This is a genomic window from Thalassobacillus hwangdonensis (assembly GCF_042675915.1).
Classification (GTDB): Bacteria; Bacillota; Bacilli; order Bacillales; family Halobacillaceae; genus Thalassobacillus_A; species Thalassobacillus_A hwangdonensis.
In genome coordinates this window covers 1,040,910-1,057,786 of record NZ_JBHTKL010000005.1, presented here as the reverse complement: position 1 = coordinate 1,057,786, position 16,877 = coordinate 1,040,910, and the positions used below count along the sequence as shown (strand labels likewise).

Here is a 16,877-nt window from a genome sequence, read left to right as displayed (position 1 = left end):
TGAATTTTTGTGAAGGTCTTTGTCACGTAAAAAGGAGAATAAAATGATGGAACCAACGAAGAAAATGTACGATATGATCGGAGTCGGAATCGGGCCATTCAACCTCAGCCTTGCTGCATTGCTGGATGATCAGCCAGAGGTGGATTCCTTATTTTTCGAACAGACACCAAAGTTCGACTGGCATCCTGGAATGCTGATCGAAGGGACAAAAATGCAAGTTCCTTTCATTGCTGACTTGGTTACGATGGCTGACCCGAAAAGCCCATATAGTTTTTTGAATTACATCAATGAAAATGATCGGATGTACCAATTCTACTTCCTGCAGCGATTGGATATTCCACGCCGTGAATATAATGACTATTGCCAATGGGTAGCTGAACAACTGGAGAGCTGTCAATTCGGTAAACGGGTAATGAACACGAAGCATATAAAAGACGAAGAAGAATACTTCGAAGTGGAAGTTCTTGATTTAGAAACAGAAACTACTGATGTGTACTACACGCGCAACCTTGTGCTTGGTACTGGTACGAGGCCTACTATGCCAAGATCATTCCAGGACCTGCCCGAGGAAGATGTCTTCCATACGGCAGACTTCCTGAAAAATGAGGAGCGCTGTAAGAAGGCTTCTTCCATTACTGTCGTTGGGTCAGGTCAAAGTGCTGCTGAAGCATTCCGCGAACTGCTGAAAGAACAGCGTGAACATAAGTTCCGTCTGGACTGGATCACCCGCTCCCCTGGTTTTGCATCGATGGAAGAATCGAAATTGAGCCTGGAGCATTTCTCACCGGATTATGTGAATTATTTCTACGGTCTGCCTCAACAGCAGAAGGACGAAATATTCGCGTCTCAAGGTTTATACTATAAAGGAATCAGCAATCATACGATTACAGACATTTATGATCTCTTATATGAATTTTCAGTTGGACGCGAAGAATTGGATGTCGGTCTTCAAGTACTCTCTGAAGTGAAAGCGATAAAAAAGAAAACAGATGGATCGGGTTATGAAATCACCTGTCAGCATCTTCAGACAGGAGAAACGTTCGTTCATGAAAGTGAAGTGGTCATCACAGCGACAGGTTACACGCCATATGTACCGCCTTTCATCGAAGACCACCTCTCCTCCCTGCTTCATTGGGATGAGAAAGGCCGGTATGAAGTGGAAGCAGATTACCGCTTGAAATTGACTGAAGCTACTTCTAACCAGATTTATGTGCACAGTGGTATTTCTCATACGCACGGTGTCGGGTCGACGAACCTTGGGCTTGCCGTGCATCGGAACAAAGTGATCATCAATCACCTGATGGACCAGGAAGTATATCGTATCCCTGAAAAATCGATCTTCCAGAAATTCAATGTGTGAAAAGACATAAAAAAGCTTGCAGGGAACAATTAAGTTCTCTGCAAGCTTTTTTAATTAGGAGTTCGTTGTTCCGACCTTTTCAGTGAACTGATCGGCTTCTGTTGAACCTTTCAAGGCAGTAGTGGAAGAAGTTCCTCCAGTTACGACCTGGGCTACTTCGTCAAAGTAACCTGTACCGACCTCACGCTGATGGCGTGTGGCAGTATAACCGAAGGCTTCGCTTGCAAATTCAGCCTGCTGAAGTTCCGAATACGCAGCCATCCCTCGATCTTTGTACTCCCGGGCAAGCTCGAACATTCCGTGATTCAAAGCATGGAAGCCAGCGAGTGTGACGAACTGGAATTTGTAGCCCATCTCACCGAGAGCCTGCTGGAAATTAGCGATCGTGGCATCATCCAGCTTCTGCTTCCAATTGAATGAAGGAGAACAGTTGTAAGCCAAAAGCTTTCCAGGGAATTTTTCATGGATGGCTTCTGCGAACTGCTTCGCTTCCTCCAAATTAGGCTCGGATGTTTCACACCAGATCAAATCTGCATATGGCGCATATGCCAGGCCGCGAGCGATTGCCTGATCGATTCCAGCGTGTGTTTTGAAGAATCCTTCCGGGGTACGCTCTCCAGTTAAGAACGGTGCATCATAAGGATCTACATCACTGGTGATCAGTTCTGCTGCATTGGCATCCGTCCGCGCAATCAAGACGGTCGGCGTTCCCATCACGTCGGCAGCAAATCTAGCTGAAATCAAATTCCTTACAGCGGTCTGGGTAGGTAACAACACTTTCCCTCCAAGATGACCACATTTCTTCTCTGACGATAGCTGATCTTCGAAGTGGACGCCAGATGCACCCGCTTCAATCATCCCTTTCATCAGTTCAAATACGTTCAATTGTCCGCCAAAACCTGCTTCAGCATCAGCTACGATCGGCGCAAACCAATCCACATCTTCTTTTCCTTCCAAATAATGAATCTGATCTGCGCGCTGCAGTGCCTGATTGATGCGCTTGACGACCTGTGGCACACTGTTTGCCGGATAAAGGCTCTGATCCGGATACATATGACCTGACAAGTTGGCATCCGCCGCTACCTGCCACCCGCTTAAGTAAATGGCTTTCAGACCTGCTTTCACTTGCTGCATCGCCTGATTCCCTGTAAGGGCGCCAAGTGCATTTACATAGTCCTCTTCGTTAAGCAGTTTCCACAGTTTCTCTGAACCTTTCTTCGCCAGTGTATGTTCGATGTCCAACGACCCTCTCAGCCGAATCACATCTTCTGCTTCATAGGGGCGCGTCACGCCTCCCCACCTTGCATCATCATGCCACTGCTCTTGTAATTCACTGATTCGTTCCTGTCTCATTAACTTCTCCCCCTTTTAAGTTAAGCGCTCATACGCTGGTATCGTCAAAAATTCTGCGAAATCATCATTCCGGATCAACTGCTCGAACAGAGATGCAGCTTCTTCATAACGACCTTCTACAAATGCTTCTGTTCCCAGTTGGTCCTTCAGTTTCTTCATTTCAAGCTCCTTGATCAGGACAAACAAATTGAGCGTAACCTTCCTGCCATCATCAAGCCTACCCTCCGGATGCCTTAACCATTGCCATACCTGTGCTCTTGAGATTTCAGCGGTTGCAGCATCTTCCATCAGATTGTCGATCGGTGCTGCCCCTCTCCCTTGCAGCCAGGAAGCAATGTAGCGGATGCCAACGTTGATATTGGTGCGCAAGCCCTGCTCGGTAATGGTACCCTTTGGCACTTCCAGGAGCTGATCTGCAGTAATGGACACATCTTCTCGCATATTAGTTATTTGGTTCGCTGTCGGCATTCCGTTATCGAATACTTCCATTGCAGTCTGGACCATACCTGGGTGTGCGACCCAAGTTCCATCGTGGCCGTCCTTCACTTCCCGTTGTTTATCTGCCTTTACTTTGTTGAAAGCTTCTTCATTTTTCAATGGCTCATTTTTGACTGGGATTTGTGCTGCCATTCCGCCGATTGCGGGTGCATTCCGTTTATGGCAGGTTTGAATTGCCAGGAGAGAATACGCATGCATGAATGGAACCTCCATCGTCACTTCAGAACGATCGGGAAAAATGACATCAGGGTCATTCCTGAACTTTTTAATATAACTGAAAATATAATCCCAACGTCCGCAGTTCAGCCCTGCAGAATGCTCCTTCAATTCATACAGAATTTCATCCATCTCAAAAGCAGCCAGGATCGTTTCCAGTAACACAGTCGCTTTGATCGTCCCATGCGGAATATTCAATTGATCCTGCGCAAATCGGAAAACATCATTCCACAAGCGAGCTTCCTGATGATTCTCCAGTTTTGGCAGATAGAAATATGGACCCGTGTTCCGCTTCAGCAGTTCATGTGCATTATGAAAAAAATAAAGTCCAAAATCGACTAAACTGGCCGATAATCGCTCACCTTCAATGGTCAAATGCTTTTCTTCCAGATGCCATCCCCTGGGACGAACCATCAATACTGCTGGGTTTTCTCCCAATTGATACGTTTTCCCTTTTTCATTCGTGAACGAGATCGTTCTGCGAATCGCATCTTTTAAGTTTATTTGGCCATCGATGGTGTTTTCCCATGTAGGAGCATTCGCATCTTCAAAATCAGCCATAAAAACTTTAGCACCTGAATTTAATGCATTGATGAGCATCTTCCGTTCGACAGGGCCTGTAATTTCCACACGACGGTCCTGTAAATCTTCTGGGAGGGATTCGATACGCCAATCACCGTTGCGAATATGTTCCGTCTCCTTAAGGAAATCCGGTTTGATCCCTCGATCAAGTTCCTGTTGTCGTTTTATTCTATTTTGAAGCAGCTGCTTTCTAATCGGATTGAAATTCTCGTGTAGTTTCTGGATGAATGCCAGCGCTTCCTTGGTCAGTATCTGTTCGTACCCCGGTTTCATTTTCCCTTGAACCTGAATGCTGAGATCTTTTGTCTGCATGACTCTACATCACCCCACATTGTTATATATCAAACTTAAAATATTTAACTTTTATATAACAGTAACTGCAAAAAAAATTATTCTTCCTTCTTCGATAAGCAGCGTTCACACTCCAGAATGAAATGATGCGCTTTACCATCCATGTTGGATCCACACTCTGGGCATGCGTGTGCGTTTACTTTGATTGAATTCATGACTTCAACCTCCTTTTATATACCAGTTTTATGTCTGTTTAATCTGTTATAGTACAGTCTATGGGGTAATGGAATAATTTGCAACTGTTTTTTTAGAAAATAATTCAATTTAAATTAAAATCTTCCCTTGAAAAGTTTGTCGAATGCAGGAATATCAAGTATTGACGGAGAATGTAAAACCTAGGAATTTTTTAACATCATAATAATCTATTTCGATTTGAAAGGAATGATTCGATGCTTGTTTGTCCATCATGCGGACACCAGCAGGAAGAAGGAAAGCATTGCGGAGTGTGCGGAAGCGAAATGAAAAAAGAGACTGTGACGGAAGAAAAAGAAACTTCAACTCTTAATCATGAAGAGACTGCAGCCACCTCAGAGCCTGTAAAACACCAAAATGATAATCTGGGGAAAGCAAAGGAAGCTTCACAAACGTACGGGAAAGATGCGTTAGCGCTTTTGAAGCGTCCATCTTCAGCATTTCAGCTGTCAAAAGATAATTGGATTACAGGACTCGTGACAATCGTGATCTTTGCCTTGAGTGTAACGATCAGTTACTACATATTGGCGAATAAGTTATTCCAAGCAATGGCAGGCATATTCGGTGGCGGGGAAGCTCTTCCATTCTTCGAAGTATTCATCCCGTTCTTCTTTGTAACAATCCTGTCAGTGGCAGCAGCGATTTTCAGTGTGTTCGTGATTATGAAGATTATCGGCAGTAAGGTTGACTTCAAACAAATGGTTGCGCAGTATGGTTCGCTTATGGTTCCATTTGCAGCATTGAGTGTCACCGGAATCCTTTTCGCACTGATGGGTTCTGGGCAAGGAACCCTGCTATTTGTAGGTGTTCCATCCCTCTTTGTCATGATGATCTTTCCAGGTTATATCGTACTAGAGTTCACGAAGGAAGGTACCAGCAAATATGACCGGATTTATCTTGCGGTCGGTGCATCCTTCATAGCGATGGTACTTATTTATATCATCACACGTATTTTCGTATCGGATACGATGAATTCCTTACCGTTCTTCAACATGTTCTAAAGTTTACTTCACAAATAAAAGCAGTCAGCATCCCTTATGGGTGCTGACCGCTTTTCATTATGGTGTCATTTTAGTAATTCTGTTTCCATCAAGTGATTGCTCAATCGACTGGAACTTCGGCACATCTTTTGAGGCGATGAAGGTGATTGCCATGCCTTTTTCACCAGCTCTGCCTGTCCGGCCGATCCGGTGGATATAGCTGTCTGTATCCAGTGGAACATCATAGTTATAGACGTGCGTTACACCCTCCACATCCAGTCCCCGGGCAGCAACATCTGTCGCAATCAACAACTGGATGCGCGCATCTCTGAAGCGCTGCATGACTTTTTCCCTCTTTGCCTGTGATAGTCCACCATGTAATTCATCGGTGAGATATCCTTTGGCCTGAAGCTTTTCATGAAGCTTCGTCACCCGGCGTTGTGTTCGGCAGAAAATGATTGCAAGAAAAGGCTGCGTCTGCTTGATGACTTTCCTTAACGACTCTTCCTTCTTTCGATCGGTCGTTTCAACCACATATTGCTCGATTGCTTCTAAACGCGTTTCCTTAACGTCTACTTTGATCGTCGTCGGATTTTGTAAATGCTTTTCAGTGATTGCCTTCAGCTCATCTGGTAGTGTAGCTGAAAAAAGAGCCGTTTGCCTTTTAGAAGGCGTCTGTTCCAGAATCGCTTCCACTTCATCTAAAAATCCGATATGCAGCATCTCATCCGCTTCATCCAATACGAGAAAGGAAACGGAGGATAAATCGATCGTTCCTCTTCTCAAATGATCCAGTAACCGTCCAGGTGTTGCAACGGCCATACGGATGTCCCCTTCCAACCGATGGATCTGAGCGTTCACATCCTGTCCTCCGTAGACAGCGAGTACGTGCTCTTTGCCAATAAGCTTTTCTGCTTCCCTGGTCAATTGGATGGCCAGTTCTCTTGTAGGCGCAAGGACAAGCCCTTGAATTTCTTCTTTAGTGTAGTCCACTTTCTCCAGCATTGGCAGCAGAAACGCTAAAGTTTTTCCTGATCCTGTCCTTGCCTGGCCGATTACATCCTGACCGTTCAGTAATAACGGAATTGTTCGCTGTTGAATCTCGGTTTGTGTAGTGATTTTAAGTCTATTCAATTTTTCGTTTATAGTATTATTGAGGTTGAAATGGGAGAAATCCCTCATAGTTAAGCCACCTTTATATTCGTTCATATCTTCAGTTATTATCTTATAGTGAGAATCAAATGTAAACAAACACGAACAAAAGTTCTAGTTTTAACGAATAGCTGTTACATAATAACAATGTAAGCTTTATTATTTGATGGGAGTGGATTGAATGAAGCATCAGGTAACGCCTTACTTGACGTTCGCCGGTAATGCTCGGGAAGCACTTGCTTTTTATTCCGAAGTATTCGGAGGAGAAGTGCTGGGCATCCAAACATTCGGAGAGGCACAGTTTGAAACGCCACCTGAACTGGACGACAACGTCATGCACGCTCAGTTCAAAGCAGGGGAACTTTTCTTCATGGTATCAGACAGCTTCAGCAATAATGACATTACTAAAGGTAATCGGATCTCTTTGGCGCTGGAAATGGAAAGTGAAGAAGAAATCCAGTCCATCTATGAGATGTTGAAAAAAGAAGGACTCGTAAAAATGGAACTTCAGGACACATTCTGGGGAGCAATCTTTGCCAAAGTAGAGGACAAGTTCGGCATTACGTGGGATTTGAACTTTACGAAGGAAGCATAGAATAAACCCTGGACATCTGTCCAGGGTCTTCTAAATGAGGGGATTACATATCACCTGGTTTGAAGGTCTTACAGTCCGTTTCTTCACTGTTATGGGCTTTTTTACCCTGGTGACTGACTACATAAATCTTGTCAGCTCCACATTTCTCACCTTCACGGTTATACACACAGTTGACAACTTCACAAAGTACATCCAATGCCACTACGCTTCACCTCCTCTAGTTTAGATTCAGCTTAAATCCCTCTCCTATACGAGCGATATAATGGTAACCTGAATCTGTTCAGAAGAGATGGATGAGTATTCACTGTCTGTTTTCTAAATCTTTGACTGTCGTACTTGTATCTACCTCACGCCCATCTTTCAAGGTTCTGAAAAGCACATCAACGAACGGAGTAGAAACCCCATACCAGTAATTTTCATTTTTGAAATGATGAAGGATATGCATCCGCTTCACCCATCTTCCGAATTTCGTACGCGGTTTGATAGGACGATGTGCTACGTAATGCTTCCATTCATAAGTAAGCAGCATCATGACGACTCCAGCAGCGTATGCAATTGTTGAAAACATATCATTTGTAATGGAGAAGAAAATCAGTACCAATAACACCAGACTGGGAATGCTGTACCACAATGGTAAGAATAACAGGTTGAAATCATTAGGATATTTATGATGGTCGTAATGCAGCCGCTTCATCAATTTCAGGAGAAATCGGTTTTTGGGTGATTTCAAGTGAAAAATGAATCGGTGGGTGAAATACTCACTGAACATGAAAACCACCATACCTAATCCATAATAAAGTAAAGAACTCCATTGAAGTGCAAAAACGATTGCGACACTTACCAGCAGAAGCCATAGCAGCGCCATGACCGCTATATCCTTATGGAGAAAAAACTCACGATAAACCCGCTTTCCTTTCAAGCTTTCCCCTCCTTCAATCCTTAGGAATCAGGCTGTCTTTACACGCTTCCCCTTTTTATTGAACTTGCGATCATAATACATAGACATCCCTATGATTACCGGGGTCAGAACAATCGTCGGCAGAAACCAAAGCAGCATGCTTACGGATTCGATTTGAAGCAAGCGAGGGGCACCGAATACAGTGAACGCAGTGATCGTTGCAATCGAACAGCCCAGCATCCCTGCAAGATGCTCGAACCACCAGTGTACCTTCCTCTTAGTAGAGCGTAGCCAGTAATTCAGTTGCGTTCCAGCAAGAAAAACCCCAACAAGCGGAAACCAGATCAACAATGGAAAGTCCTGGATCGATCCATACATACTCATACCAATCGCTGATGAAAGCAAAAGAAAAGGAAAACTCAAATCCATTAGGTTTCTGTGCGGGCGGTTCCTCTTTTTAAATCGAAGCACCCTAATGCCATAATACGCAGTTGAAGAACTGAGTATCGCAATGAAAATCAAAAACAGTGAAAATGAAATCAATTCCTGTGAGCTATTCGGGTCTGCCAACCGATACAGTCCCATGTAGAAAGCAGAAGCCGCCACGATGATCATTCCCCACACATAGGTCCATCCGGCTTTAACATGAATACTGCCACCTTTTTTCGTCACAATCGGTATCCAAAATGTCAATAGGGCAGTAAACCCGCCAATGATATGTAAAATACGTACTACATCAAAAATGATCGTCATCAACCTCCAAAATTTAGTCCGACAAGTACAATTCGATAAATGGAAGAAAGATTCCTCCACATATAAAAAAAGACGTCCTGTTTTTCAGGACGCCTTTACTTTTATTATTTGATTTTTGCTACGATTTTACCTTTTACATGTCTTTGGGACAGCTTTTCCAGTGCACTTGGAACTTCTTCCAACGTTATCGTATGTTCCAACATCGAAGACACTTTACCGGCATCTAATAACCGCAATAGATCGTCACCACGTGTTGAATATGAAACAACAGAAATGGGAAAGCGGCTTTAGCCCACTCTTTTTGAAATGTGTAAATGGGGAGACATGTACGCAGAGGAAAATGAGGTCTTGATGAATCGCTGCTGGTCGTCTTATGATTTTATGAGTAAGAAAGAGACCACGGACGATTAGAAGCATGAAGTTCTTACTAATCAGACGAACAGCTTTCCACATGGGAAGCTGTTCTTTTTTGTAAATAGTTATATAATTTGGTATTTTTATGCATTTTTATAACGAATTGAAATTGGTAATTTTTATGTCATAACTTAGAAAATCGCTTTGATAACAAGTCTTAGTAGTCTTTTTCATTGATGTTACACTTTGTCGAAACATGTTGAAATAATGTCGACGTTATGTATAATAATACATGTGAGTAATTTTCAGAAAAAATAAAAAAATCTAAAAAAGAGAGAGGCGACTAGGAACATGGAGGAATTCATTACGACGATTGTCGATTTTTCAAACAACATTTTATGGAGTTATGTTTTAATTGCCGGACTCCTCGGTTTAGGAATTTATTTCACGATTGCATCACGCTTCGTACAATTCCGATTCATCGGCGAGATGATACGGGTATTGGCTGAAAAACCTCAATTCAAAGATGGACAAAAGAACATCTCCCCTTTCAAATCCTTTTGTGTAGGAGCTGCAACCAGAATCGGAACTGGTAACCTTGCAGGTGTTGCTGTGGCAATCACTTTAGGTGGACCAGGAGCGGTCTTTTGGATGTGGATTGTGGCACTTCTTGGTGGAGCTACCGCATTCATCGAGAGTACATTGGCACAAGTATATAAAATCAGGGACTCCAAAGCATTCCGAGGTGGACCTGCTTATTACATTGAAAAAGGCTTGAAAAAGCGTTGGCTTGGAATTGTCTTTGCTGTATTGATTGCAGTGACATTCGGATTGATCTTCAACTCAGTTCAAAGTAATACAATTGCATTAGCTTTTGAAAACGCTTTCGGAGTGAATCGTTGGGTAGTAGGTTTGATCATCACAGCGATTACCGGGCTTGTCATATTCGGAGGAGTGCACCGGATTGCCAATCTGTCCAGTGTCATCGTCCCGATCATGGCAGTACTTTACCTCTTGATTGCATTCATCGTTCTGGTCATTAATATTGGAGAATTGCCATCAATCATTGGAATCATTGTCGGACATGCCTTCGGATTTGAGCAGGCATTCGGCGGGGCTATCGGTGCTGCTATCATGAACGGTGTTAAACGAGGACTATTCTCTAATGAAGCTGGTATGGGTAGTGCACCGAACGCAGCCGCTACTTCCACTACGTCACATCCAGCAAAACAAGGTTTAATCCAATCACTTGGAGTTTTTGTCGATACGATCTTCGTTTGTTCTGCTACAGCGTTCATCATTCTGCTTGCACCAGTTTTCCGAACTGGTGAGGTTTCAGGGATCGAACTGCTCCAGAACTCACTGGATTCTCATATCGGAGGATGGGCAGCTATCTTCATCTCGCTTGCAATCCTGTTGTTCGCATTCAGTTCAATTATCGGATCCTATTACTATGGCGAAACTAACATTGAATTCATTAAAGAAAGTAAACCTGCTCTGTTGATTTTCCGGATAGCGACCATGGCGTTCGTCATGATCGGATCTGTTTCCAGTCTGAGCCTTGTCTGGAAAATGGCCGACTTGTTCATGGCATTGATGACAGTAATCAACTTGATCGCTATCGGATTATTAGGAAAAGTAGCTTTCAAAGTGCTGAAGGATTACGAAATGCAGCGTAAAGCTGGAAAGGATCCCGTTTTCTGTCCAAAGAAACTGGGAATCGAAAATACAGAAGCATGGGAAGATGATGAATACGAAGAGAGACGACAAAAAGAAGCGGTATAATCAAAACCCCCAGCAGCGTATGAGCACCTGCTGGGGGTTTTCTCAATCATATAACATCAAGTAATCACATTCGAATTCAAAAGAAAACTTACTATAGAAATACCCTAAATGCTCGAGGCGAGCTTCGTAGAATAAATATGGGGTAATGTCCTGATCATGGAGGTGCTGGGTCAAGGCAGAGACACATTCATATGCGTACCCATTCCCCTCATAACCTTCTTCCGTGTACACACCGCCAATCAATGCGTATTCATCCGTTTCCGAATGAGACAATGCTGCGGACACAATCTCATCTTCGTCTTTCACGATAAAAATGTTTCCTTTTTCAACGATCGATTCAATCAACTCCGGTACTTCGATCATGATATCTTTTCCATCATAAAACTCACGGATAGCCGGAATATCGTCTTTTTTTGCTTTTTCCACGTTCGTCGGCTGATCCAACATCTCATCCTCAATCGGCAGCGATCCGTAAATATAAGGATGCGGTCGACGTCCAGGAAAACGATCGAGCTTTTCCAATAACTCTTTCGGCCCATAGATATACATGGATGGCAGAACTCCAAGCAAGTCATTCACTTCAGAAAGGTAGCAATCATCCACCAATGTGAATCCCATATTGAACGGACTGAAGTACACCGCACTGACCAGTTCTCCATTCACATATCTCCCATAAAACCCGAATCGATCATCTTCATTCGACAGATATGGCAAATACTCATAAAACTGCAACGTATTCTTTTTATCCTTTTCCAATAATGCAAGTAATGCTTGTTTGTCTTGTAGATTCAACAGCTGCACAACGACGTTTCAACTCCTCTTCCTGTTTCATACACTTATTAATTTTAGCAAAAATTCAAACAATTTTCATGTTTTATGCAGTTTAATCCTTGAGGCATAGGGTAAGCTTTGCATAGAATAGATCAGTCTGAAGGATGATTGGAATGGAAAAACTGTCGAATGCATTTTACCAGCAGCCTACATTGGAACTGGCGAAACAACTGCTGGGTTGCAAATTAGTAAAAGAAACACCTGAAGGAACAGCTGCGGGATATATCGTGGAAACAGAAGCATACATGGGCCCCATGGATCAAGCCGCTCACAGCTATCAGAATAAGCGGACAAAGCGGACGGAGGTAATGTTCGGACCAGCCGGGATCACCTATACCTATGTCATGCATACGCATTGTCTGGTCAATGTGGTCAGCGGATTAGAAGGCGTACCAGAAGCGATTTTGATTCGAGCCGTCGAGCCTGTCGAAGGATTGGAATTGATGGCGGAGCGGAGAAAAGGAAGAAAGCAACGAGATTGGACAAATGGCCCAGGTAAGCTCACAAAAGCCATGGGAATTACCCAGCAGGATTACGGACACCCTCTCGATCGCTCTCCTCTTTACATTGAGTATGGTTACACACCTGATGGGATTTCAGAAGGGAAACGAATAGGAATCGATAATTCTGGCGAAGCGCGGGATTACCCTTGGCGCTTTTGGGTGACTGGTAATCGTTATGTGTCTCGTTAATAAATTAAAGTGATGAAGGTAGAAGGTTTAGTTATATTCATCACTACATCAAATGAATTTCATTCACAAAAAAGCTGTGAAAGTAGAAATCATACGAATTTCCACTTTCACAGTAATTAAAATTATTCTAAATATATTTTAGCTATAAGGAGCTGTACTTTTATTGTATATTCACTTCAATTGAATCTAATTTATACTTCTCTTCCTCTGATTTACTGTTCTTTGAACGAGATTCACTTATGATATTACCTTCATTATCATACTGAACTTCATCATTATCTGAGAGTTGAACTATAGGAGTAATGGTTAAGGATTTCGCTTCTGAATCAATCCTTTCAAAAGTAGCTGTCCAGTTGCGATCATAGAAATCTAATCCATTACCAAAAAGCTGCATATTTTTATACTCATTTCCTAAGTCGTCTTGTACTTCAAGTTCAATAAAGGTAAAGTCCCAATTTGATCTGACTTCGTCGGTTACTTCATTTGAATAGTTAATAACAAAAGATATCGGAGTAAGCTCCATGTCCTTTAAATTTACCCGGACATCATCTGACACATTCTGTTTATCAATAACTACTTTACCACTATCTATTCTTTCTAAATCAAATTCAAAATACCAATCTCCATTTATCGCCTCTTTATTTCCATCAGGTTGGACATTCCCTACATCCCATTCAACATGAACCTCATTCGTTTTGATTCTCAAACTATTATTCAACGTCACCATTCCAACATATTTATTGTCTTCAACCCTAGTTATTTTTTCATCTCCATTAAGAGCAACTTTTTCGTTGTTTATTGATAAATCAGGTATGGTGTTTAAAGTAGGACTTTCTCCTAAATCATGTTCACTCTCAAGTGTGAATGTAATAAAGACTGTGTCACCAGCAAATACCGCTTCATTCACAGTCATAATCAAACCATTATATTTTTCCTCTAATTCTAATACAGTGGAGTTTTCTTCATGATGATCATAAAGCCCCTGATTATTAAAGTGTTTAAATATACTCCCAAGAAAAGGGATATCATCAGCATAAGAGGTATAAGAAACCCCAACCATAGTTGAAGAAAGTAAGGCAAAAGCAATTGAGGCAGCAGCTAATTTATTTCTCCATCCCCTTTTCTTTTTAGCTTTCACTTCTTTTCTTAGTCGCATCTTTACTTTCCTTTTCTCAAGTTCACTAACATTTGAATCTTCATACTCTGTTACATCAATCTCTATATCATTTAAAAGATCATAAATACCTTTATCTTTCAAATCAAACTACCTCCAATATTCAGATTTTCAATTCTTTTTGATAGCTCTCTTTTCCCTCTGTACAATCGGTTTCCAATACTTCCTTTAGTCATAGAAAGCTTTGCAGCAATTTCATCTGTTGAGTAGCCAAGGAAATATTTCATTATGAAAATCTTTTGATCAACAGGTTTCATTCCTCTAATTAAAATCAATAATTCTTTTTTGTTCTCTAATTGGATTATTTCATCTTCTAAAGATTTTTCATTTGATTTTTCCAACTGATCGACTGTAATTTCAAAGTTTTTCACTGTTTTTCGGTAATAATCTATAGCTTTGTATCTCGCAATCGAACATAACCAACTCTTGAAGTTGTCCCTGTCCCCTTTGAACTTCTTAGCATTCTCCCATACGGAAAGAAAAACATCATTAACACACTCTTCGATAATTCCTTCACGATTCAGTGGAGACAGTACCTTAGAAATAACAACTTGCACCAAAGACAGGTATTGATCAACAATATAATCTAATGCATCTTCCTTCCCCGATTGGAGACGCTTAATAAAATTCTCTTTATTTGACTTCATCCAAAATATTCCCTTCAATTTTTTGTAAAAGCCTTTACATTTTATATAACGTATTAAAGTAAATTAAATCCCATTTTTTAGAGTATCAATTTAAAAAATGATTACCAACATCATAGCAAACCAAAATTTCAAATTATTATTCAAAAACAAAAAAGCATAAGCTTCCGAAGTGGAAAGTTTATGCTTTAAGTAAAATTACCCAAATAAAAAACCACCAATAGTATGTATTGGTGGAGACGGTGGGACGTGCTGTTCCATGCTTTCGACATGGCACTGACTATATCTTGAACCTTTCAAAGGTCCTCTGGCGTCTTATGCGAACTCTATATTTTCCTCTTCAAGGAAGCAGTTCACATCCTAGTACTACCACAATGGGCAGCCTATAAGTCGATACACGGCTGTTGGATCTCTCCACATACCGCTCGGCATTGCCTTATCACTTAATGTGACTTAGGTTTCACCGATAAAGCCAGATTATCACTTATGTGTTGCCACATAAGGCGACTATTCACTAATCGAACCCACGTCCAGAGATATCGGCACTCAGGCTTCTACGAGCGTAGTTGGTATATTGTCATTCGCTACCTGTTCAGCCTACCAACAGGCTTACCAGGAGCTAGCCTGATTAGTCTCTTCGTTTCTCCTCAGGCGGTGGAGAAACGCGTAGTCCGCTTAAGTTTGAGACCCTTCGATCTGGCACACGGACAATGCCAGGAAGGATCAGCTCAAGTCAGCTTACGCTGCTAGAGCTAGGTTATCGTTAGATTCGCCAGTTATATTTAGGCAAATGACGTTTATCGAGTCGTCGCCTCGACTCGCTACCTGAGCTCGACCTACCCCTGTCGAATCCGTAACGTCCCCGTTAGGATGAAAGAGTAAAGCCTAGCGCTTTATTCAATTAGCGTCGTCTGTTTCAACGACATATACATTATATCACATCAGCGCTTCTTTGCAAAAGCAAGCTATGCCACATGAACCAGATATTAGTAACGTTCCTTCATGGCACGATCGATATCTCGCTTCATCTGCTTCTGCTTCAGATCTTCACGCTTGTCGTACTTTTTCTTACCTTTACCAAGGCCGATCAACACTTTTGCTACACCGTTTTTAATGTACATTTTCAATGGCACAAGCGAATAGCCCTGTTGCTGGGTCGCCCCGATCAGCTTATCAATTTCCTTCTTATGAAGGAGCAGCTTTCTCGACCTCGTCGGTTCATGATTGAATCGGTTGCCCTGTTCATACGGCGAAATATGCATGTTGTGTATGAACACTTCACCTTTTCTAACGAGTGCGAAGCTGTCTTTGAAGTTGACGCGTTTGGCACGAACAGATTTGATTTCAGTGCCCTTCAGGACAATGCCTGCTTCATAGGTTTCTTCAATGAAAAAGTCGTGACCTGCTTTTCTGTTTTGTGCAATAAGATTTCCTTGTCCTTTTGGCATCAGTGGTTCCTCCTCCGTTCGCCGTAAACATTATTGTATCAAAAAAGCCCCTTCTTTCCAATTCAAAACGATGGACACCAGAATTCCAGTGTGAGAATATATGTTTGAAAATTACGAATCATCCAAAGGGGATCAGGATGTATGACAATCGAGATTAAAAAACTAATCAAAAATGACTTTGATGCTGTAATCAATATGGATACAGGAATTGAAAACGACTATGTAATCCGCATATTCTACCGTCTAGCCACATCGGATACACAGGGACTATTTGGTTTATATGAACATGGACAGCTCGCTTCCATCGCAGGCTACACACTTTTCCACGATACATTCGCCATGCTTGGCAGACTGCGTACAGATCGCAACTACTTTTCAAAAGGATACTCTACACAACTGATGAATGAAATGTGCAGCTATCTCCAGCAGTTCCCTTCCATCAAATGGATAGGTGCAAACACTCAGACACATAACAGTTCTGCACGGCGTGTCATTGAAAAAGCAGGTATGAAAGAAGTTTCCCTGCATCACAGTCTGGCTTTGAAGCGACCGGAATTGCTCAGCTATGCAAAAGGGGATGTATGGAATGAAGTGACTTCACCTGATGAAAAGCTGGATCTGCTTCATTCTATCAAGGATAACCCATTACATATGTTCCCTTATGAATGTTACTATCCACTGCCTTTTGATGATGTTCTGTTCACGCTTGAATATTTGGCTGAAAGTGCGTTTTTCTTAAGCCCGGATAAAAGCCGCTTCGTCATCCTGAGAAATGATCAGAAAGGCGAAGACTATGCGCACGTTAAATACTTTTGGAATGATCATTATAAACAGCCTGGCCTTTTTGATACCCTACTATCTTATTGGGGAAGACACCCAGACCTCGATGCTGTCTGGATCGATTTCACACAGGAAGCTTTCCAACGAGTACCAAACCTTGAAGCGTATGATGTCCAGGAACCGTGGCTGTTATATGGAAAAACGAAGTAAGGCTGCCGTGATTGGCAGCCTTACTTTCT

Annotated in this window: 18 protein-coding genes and 1 other RNA gene; 6 read left to right on the top strand and 13 right to left on the bottom strand. The window is 42.1% G+C overall.

The genetic code is table 11. The features are described 5' to 3' along the window. The first annotated feature begins 46 nt into the window (after positions 1-46). Positions 47-1,360 carry a lysine N(6)-hydroxylase/L-ornithine N(5)-oxygenase family protein gene (locus ACFQ2J_RS14685; RefSeq protein WP_386062052.1) on the top strand — a complete coding sequence of 438 codons (1,314 nt, stop codon included), beginning with the start codon at positions 47-49 and terminating at the stop codon, positions 1,358-1,360. A gap of 54 nt (positions 1,361-1,414) precedes the next feature. On the opposite strand, the gene aceA is transcribed toward ACFQ2J_RS14685, so the two are convergent. The 3 genes from aceA to ACFQ2J_RS14670 form a co-directional block, all read right to left on the bottom strand. Next, positions 1,415-2,713 carry an isocitrate lyase gene (gene aceA, locus ACFQ2J_RS14680; protein ID WP_386062049.1) on the bottom strand — a complete coding sequence of 433 codons (1,299 nt, stop codon included), beginning with the start codon at positions 2,711-2,713 and terminating at the stop codon, positions 1,415-1,417. Between the two features lie 15 nt (positions 2,714-2,728). Next, on the bottom strand, positions 2,729-4,321 hold the full coding sequence (gene aceB / locus ACFQ2J_RS14675; protein WP_386062046.1) for a malate synthase A: 1,593 nt from the start codon (positions 4,319-4,321) through the stop codon (positions 2,729-2,731). A gap of 77 nt (positions 4,322-4,398) precedes the next feature. After that, complete coding sequence (locus ACFQ2J_RS14670; RefSeq protein ID WP_386062043.1) at positions 4,399-4,515, bottom strand: YhfH family protein; 117 nt, start codon at positions 4,513-4,515, stop codon at positions 4,399-4,401. A gap of 234 nt (positions 4,516-4,749) precedes the next feature. Here ACFQ2J_RS14670 and ACFQ2J_RS14665 point away from each other — a divergent pair, with 234 nt between their 5' ends. Then, the gene (locus ACFQ2J_RS14665; RefSeq protein ID WP_386062040.1) at positions 4,750-5,553 is read left to right on the top strand and encodes a Yip1 family protein; all 804 of its coding nucleotides are present in this window, start codon (positions 4,750-4,752) and stop codon (positions 5,551-5,553) included. A 57-nt stretch (positions 5,554-5,610) separates the two neighbouring features. Here the strand turns inward: ACFQ2J_RS14665 and ACFQ2J_RS14660 are convergent, their stop codons facing one another. Further along, entirely contained in the window at positions 5,611-6,714 is a 1,104-nt protein-coding gene (locus tag ACFQ2J_RS14660) for a DEAD/DEAH box helicase (protein ID WP_386062037.1), read from the bottom strand. 151 nt (positions 6,715-6,865) lie between these two features. Between ACFQ2J_RS14660 and ACFQ2J_RS14655 the strand changes: the two genes are divergently transcribed. Next, the gene (locus ACFQ2J_RS14655) at positions 6,866-7,279 is read left to right on the top strand and encodes a VOC family protein (protein WP_386062034.1); all 414 of its coding nucleotides are present in this window, start codon (positions 6,866-6,868) and stop codon (positions 7,277-7,279) included. Positions 7,280-7,322: 43 nt separating this feature from the next. Here ACFQ2J_RS14655 and ACFQ2J_RS14650 read toward each other — a convergent pair whose 3' ends face one another. From ACFQ2J_RS14650 to ACFQ2J_RS14635, 4 genes are all read right to left on the bottom strand, one after another. Next, positions 7,323-7,481, bottom strand: a complete 159-nt coding sequence (locus ACFQ2J_RS14650) for a DUF1540 domain-containing protein (RefSeq protein WP_386062031.1) — start codon at positions 7,479-7,481, stop codon at positions 7,323-7,325. Between the two features lie 99 nt (positions 7,482-7,580). Next, positions 7,581-8,198 carry a sterol desaturase family protein gene (locus ACFQ2J_RS14645; RefSeq protein ID WP_386062028.1) on the bottom strand — a complete coding sequence of 206 codons (618 nt, stop codon included), beginning with the start codon at positions 8,196-8,198 and terminating at the stop codon, positions 7,581-7,583. 27 nt (positions 8,199-8,225) lie between these two features. After that, complete coding sequence (locus ACFQ2J_RS14640) at positions 8,226-8,930, bottom strand: DUF2306 domain-containing protein (RefSeq protein ID WP_386062025.1); 705 nt, start codon at positions 8,928-8,930, stop codon at positions 8,226-8,228. A 104-nt stretch (positions 8,931-9,034) separates the two neighbouring features. Continuing rightward, positions 9,035-9,166 (bottom strand): zinc-binding dehydrogenase, encoded by a 132-nt coding sequence (locus ACFQ2J_RS14635; RefSeq protein ID WP_386062022.1) that lies wholly within the window; start codon positions 9,164-9,166, stop codon positions 9,035-9,037. 469 nt (positions 9,167-9,635) lie between these two features. On the opposite strand from ACFQ2J_RS14635, the gene ACFQ2J_RS14630 reads away from it, so the two are divergent. Beyond that, complete coding sequence (locus tag ACFQ2J_RS14630; protein WP_386062019.1) at positions 9,636-11,069, top strand: alanine/glycine:cation symporter family protein; 1,434 nt, start codon at positions 9,636-9,638, stop codon at positions 11,067-11,069. Between the two features lie 42 nt (positions 11,070-11,111). Here the strand turns inward: ACFQ2J_RS14630 and ACFQ2J_RS14625 are convergent, their stop codons facing one another. Next, complete coding sequence (locus ACFQ2J_RS14625; protein ID WP_386062016.1) at positions 11,112-11,870, bottom strand: GNAT family N-acetyltransferase; 759 nt, start codon at positions 11,868-11,870, stop codon at positions 11,112-11,114. 134 nt (positions 11,871-12,004) lie between these two features. Between ACFQ2J_RS14625 and ACFQ2J_RS14620 the strand changes: the two genes are divergently transcribed. Continuing rightward, positions 12,005-12,592, top strand: a complete 588-nt coding sequence (locus tag ACFQ2J_RS14620) for a DNA-3-methyladenine glycosylase (RefSeq protein WP_386062013.1) — start codon at positions 12,005-12,007, stop codon at positions 12,590-12,592. Between the two features lie 160 nt (positions 12,593-12,752). Here ACFQ2J_RS14620 and ACFQ2J_RS14615 read toward each other — a convergent pair whose 3' ends face one another. From ACFQ2J_RS14615 to smpB, 4 genes are all read right to left on the bottom strand, one after another. Further along, on the bottom strand, positions 12,753-13,850 hold the full coding sequence (locus ACFQ2J_RS14615) for a DUF4179 domain-containing protein (protein WP_386062011.1): 1,098 nt from the start codon (positions 13,848-13,850) through the stop codon (positions 12,753-12,755). After that, entirely contained in the window at positions 13,847-14,413 is a 567-nt protein-coding gene (locus ACFQ2J_RS14610; RefSeq protein WP_386062008.1) for a sigma-70 family RNA polymerase sigma factor, read from the bottom strand. Before ACFQ2J_RS14610 ends, ACFQ2J_RS14615 begins: the two co-directional genes overlap by 4 nt. A 512-nt stretch (positions 14,414-14,925) precedes the next feature. Continuing rightward, positions 14,926-15,266, bottom strand: a transfer-messenger RNA (tmRNA) gene (gene ssrA, locus ACFQ2J_RS14605). A gap of 130 nt (positions 15,267-15,396) precedes the next feature. Then, positions 15,397-15,858 (bottom strand): SsrA-binding protein SmpB, encoded by a 462-nt coding sequence (smpB, locus tag ACFQ2J_RS14600; protein WP_386062005.1) that lies wholly within the window; start codon positions 15,856-15,858, stop codon positions 15,397-15,399. Between the two features lie 141 nt (positions 15,859-15,999). Here smpB and ACFQ2J_RS14595 point away from each other — a divergent pair, with 141 nt between their 5' ends. Further along, positions 16,000-16,848, top strand: coding sequence for a GNAT family N-acetyltransferase (locus ACFQ2J_RS14595; protein WP_386062001.1), 849 nt, complete (start codon positions 16,000-16,002; stop codon positions 16,846-16,848). Positions 16,849-16,877: the final 29 nt, after the last annotated feature.